This is a genomic window from Thalassobacterium maritimum, from assembly GCF_031127805.1.
In the GTDB taxonomy this organism is placed as follows: Bacteria; Verrucomicrobiota; Verrucomicrobiia; order Opitutales; family Coraliomargaritaceae; genus Thalassobacterium; species Thalassobacterium maritimum.
Genome location: NZ_JARXHW010000167.1, coordinates 1 through 1,002, shown reverse-complemented (window position 1 = coordinate 1,002; position 1,002 = coordinate 1). Strand labels below are relative to the sequence as shown.

Genomic DNA, 1,002 nt, shown 5'->3' with positions numbered 1-1,002 from the left:
CGCTCCGAGAGTCGTCTTCATTGGCTTGACCGTCGGTGCATCTAGGTGACTCGAATGAGGGGCTTGTGGGTTGCTATCAAACTTCTCTGGAATCGCCACCGGAGGCAGGGCGTCCCGCCCTGCGCTTGTCGTTGGCGGAGACACTCCGCGGGCGGGACGCCCACGCTCCGAGAGTTGACTTCATCGGCTTGAACGCCGGTGCCACGTTTATCCTTTCACGACATTTTCCGTCTCTTGGTCGAAGAGCGCGGTGTGCTCTTGATTGAACTTTAGGTGTACGGTCTGTCCAATCGCAAATGCGTGCTCGGCTTGTACTTTGGCGATGAAGGCACGGCCAGTTGGCGTGTTCAAATAGAGATAGGTTTCGGCGCCCATTGGCTCGGCCACATCGATGATCGCGTCAATACTGGTTGCGCTCTTGTCGGCGGACACTTCGATATCCTCAGGACGCACGCCGAAGACGGCAGCCTTGCTACCTTGCTTCTTGGCGGCAGCGATCATGTGACCTTCGAGTTTGAGGGTGAAGGCGGCTCCGCCGTCGGCGGCCTCTTCAACGAAGTATTGACTGCCGGCTTTATCAACACAGCTGCCTGGGAAGAAGTTCATGGGGGGCGAGCCGATGAAGCCAGCGACGAACATGTTTTGCGGGTCGTTGTAGAGTTTGAGTGGTTCGTCGACCTGCATGATGTTGCCGTCTTTCATCACGCAGATGCGGTCGCCCATGGTCATGGCCTCAACTTGGTCGTGGGTGACGTAGATCATGGTGGCGTTCAGGCGCGCGTGCAGGCGGGAGATCTCGGTGCGCATTTGCACCCGCATCTTGGCGTCGAGATTGGAGAGGGGCTCATCAAAGAGGAAGACTTCGGGCTTGCGCACGATGGCGCGGCCTACGGCCACGCGTTGGCGCTGTCCGCCGGAGAGTGCTTTGGGCTTGCGGTCGAGCATACTGGTCAACCCGAGGATCTCGGCGGCTTCGTCCACGCGCTTCTTGATCTCTTCGCG

The 1,002-nt window shown here is 59.0% G+C and carries 1 protein-coding gene; it reads right to left on the bottom strand.

The window, feature by feature from the left end; genetic code table 11:
• Positions 1–207 precede the first annotated feature (207 nt).
• On the bottom strand, positions 208–1,002 hold a 795-nt coding region (locus tag QEH52_RS19865), incomplete at its 5' end, for an ABC transporter ATP-binding protein (RefSeq protein WP_308952705.1).